Below are 2,132 nucleotides of genomic sequence, written 5' to 3'. Positions count from 1 at the left end.
AAGGCGGCGGGAGCGGCGCCCGCGGCGGCTGTCACGCTCTCGCTCGCCGACATCACCGCGAACGCCCGCTCCGGCGCGGCGGCGCGAGCCTGCTGGATCATTTCGGCAGGTGTGCGGGTCTGGGCCGTGGCGGCGCGGACAGCGGCCTCGACCGGCGCGATGCGGGTCTCCATCTCCAGCGCCAGCAGCCGCGCCTCGCGGTCGACCGCCACCATGCGCAGGGCGTCCGCCTCCTGGCCCGGCCGCGCCATTTCGCGAGCGAACAGAAGCACATAGGCGGCGACGGCCAGGGTGACGGCGAGGATGGATATCCGCAGCCAAGCGGGCGGGTCCTTGCGCCGGTCCTGGGCGCGCCGTCCTTGCGGGGTTATGCGGCGCTCACTGCCCCGCAAGGCGCTCTCCCGGACGATTCGGCGACGATGGCTGAATCTAGGCTGCGTCGCGGATTCCTGTCGAGGCTTCGTTGCCCCCGGCAGTGGATCAATTGGGCCGCCGGCTCGCCTCAGGCCGCGCGCGAGGGGCTCGGCTGGGCCGCCGACGCCTCGGCGGGCGGGGCGAGCACGTCGGTGACGCTCTTCAGCAGGGTGCGGGCGTCGCGGGCCAGCAGCTGCATCTCGGGGGGCGCGTCCTCGGGCGCGTCGTCGACCGCGGCCACCATCCGCTCGGCCAGCGCCATCAGCTTCGGCGCGGCGGTGATCAGCCGGGCCTGGAATTCGATCTGGTCGGGGTCGCGGTCGTACTCCGCCCCCGGCACGCGCCAGCCGCCCCAGTCGGCCTTGTCGGTGACCACCACCGGATAGGTGCCGGGGAAGGGATGGTGCGGGGTGTCGTCGGCCGTCTGCCACTTGTTGCGGGCCCGCATCAGCCGCCAGCTCTCGCCGGCGTTGGCGGCCGGGTCCTCGGCGGGCAGCAGCAGTTCGTGGCCGAGAAACTCGCGTCCCAGACCGACGTCATAGGTGACCCGCACGGGCTCCTCGAAGCCCTTGGCCCATACGGGCTGGACCTTCTCGATCTGGGCCCAGGCCCCGACACACTCGACCCAGACCTTCTGGCCCTTCTGGAACTGCGCGCGCGCCATCGGCGTCTCCCGTCGTGAACGGCGAGCATGCCCCAGGGCGGGTGAACACGTGGTTTGGCGAAAGGGTTAACGCCGGCGGCGCCGGGTCACGGGCGGGAGATGTCCTCCAGCGCCTCGCCGGCGTATTTCTCCTTCACCCGGGTCGACAGGTCGCCCAGCGACACCACCCCGACCAGCCGCTCGTCCTTGTCCAGCACCGGCATGCGGCGGATCTGCTTGCCGCCCATGGCTTCCAGCACGGTCTTCAGGTCGTCGTCGGCATAGGCGGTCTGGGCGTCCCGGCTGATGTATTCCACCACCGGCGAGGTGCAGGCGGCGCCGCCTGCAACGGCCCGGACGGCGATGTCGCGGTCGGTGATCGTGCCGATCAGCTTATCTCCGTCGGCCACCGGCATGAAGCCGAAGTCGCCGCTGGCCATGCGCGAAGCCACGTCCTGCAGGGTGTCTCCCGGGCGGGCGACCTGCACGTCCTTGCTCATCACGTCGCGAACTTTCATCGATCATTCTCCTGATTATCGGCCTGGCCAGACAACCCCCCGGCCTCGCGCCGGTTCCTGTCAGTCTCACAACGAACCCCTCAGGTGAGGGTCAGGGGCGACCTGCTTGAATGCGTCCATCACCCGGGAATGGTCCCGGAGACGAAAGGACGAATGCAATGAAGACCGCCATGATCAGGAAAGCCCTGCTTCCCGTGCTGGCGGCGTCCGCGGTCATGGTTTCGACCCCGGCGCTGGCCCAGAATTTCAGCATCAGCTTCGGCGTCGGCTCGCCCGGCTACAGCCAGGGTTACGGCTACGGCCAGGCCCGCGGCTACGCCCCGCGCGATCTGAACTATCGCGCCCGGGTTCTGTCGCAGCGCATCGACCAGCTCGCCTGGAGCCGTGATGTCCACCCGCGCGAAGCCCGCGCCTTGGCCCGCCAGATGAACCAGTATCAGCGGCTGGAATACCGCTACGCCCGCAACGGGCTGAGCCGGGCCGAGTATCGCGATCTCGACCGCCGGCTGGACCGGATCCAGTATCAGCTCCAGCGCACCGCCTACCGCACCCGCTGG

Annotated in this window: 3 protein-coding genes and 1 pseudogene; 1 reads left to right on the top strand and 3 read right to left on the bottom strand. The window is 70.1% G+C overall.

The features are described from left to right. The 3 genes and pseudogenes from RDU12_RS15095 to RDU12_RS15085 form a co-directional block, all read right to left on the bottom strand. A pseudogene (locus RDU12_RS15095) lies at nucleotides 1-392 on the bottom strand (PAS domain-containing sensor histidine kinase); the annotation flags it as partial. A 110-nt stretch (nucleotides 393-502) separates the two neighbouring features. Further along, nucleotides 503-1,078, bottom strand: coding sequence for a hypothetical protein (locus RDU12_RS15090; protein WP_300293112.1), 576 nt, complete (start codon nucleotides 1,076-1,078; stop codon nucleotides 503-505). Nucleotides 1,079-1,164: 86 nt separating this feature from the next. Further along, complete coding sequence (locus tag RDU12_RS15085) at nucleotides 1,165-1,575, bottom strand: CBS domain-containing protein (RefSeq protein ID WP_300293114.1); 411 nt, start codon at nucleotides 1,573-1,575, stop codon at nucleotides 1,165-1,167. A gap of 170 nt (nucleotides 1,576-1,745) precedes the next feature. Between RDU12_RS15085 and RDU12_RS15080 the strand changes: the two genes are divergently transcribed. Continuing rightward, on the top strand, nucleotides 1,746-2,132 hold a 387-nt coding region (locus RDU12_RS15080; protein ID WP_300293116.1), incomplete at its 3' end, for a hypothetical protein.

This window comes from Brevundimonas sp. (genome assembly GCF_031082345.1).
Taxonomy (GTDB): domain Bacteria; phylum Pseudomonadota; class Alphaproteobacteria; order Caulobacterales; family Caulobacteraceae; genus Brevundimonas.
This window is presented reverse-complemented; position numbering and strand designations above follow the sequence as displayed.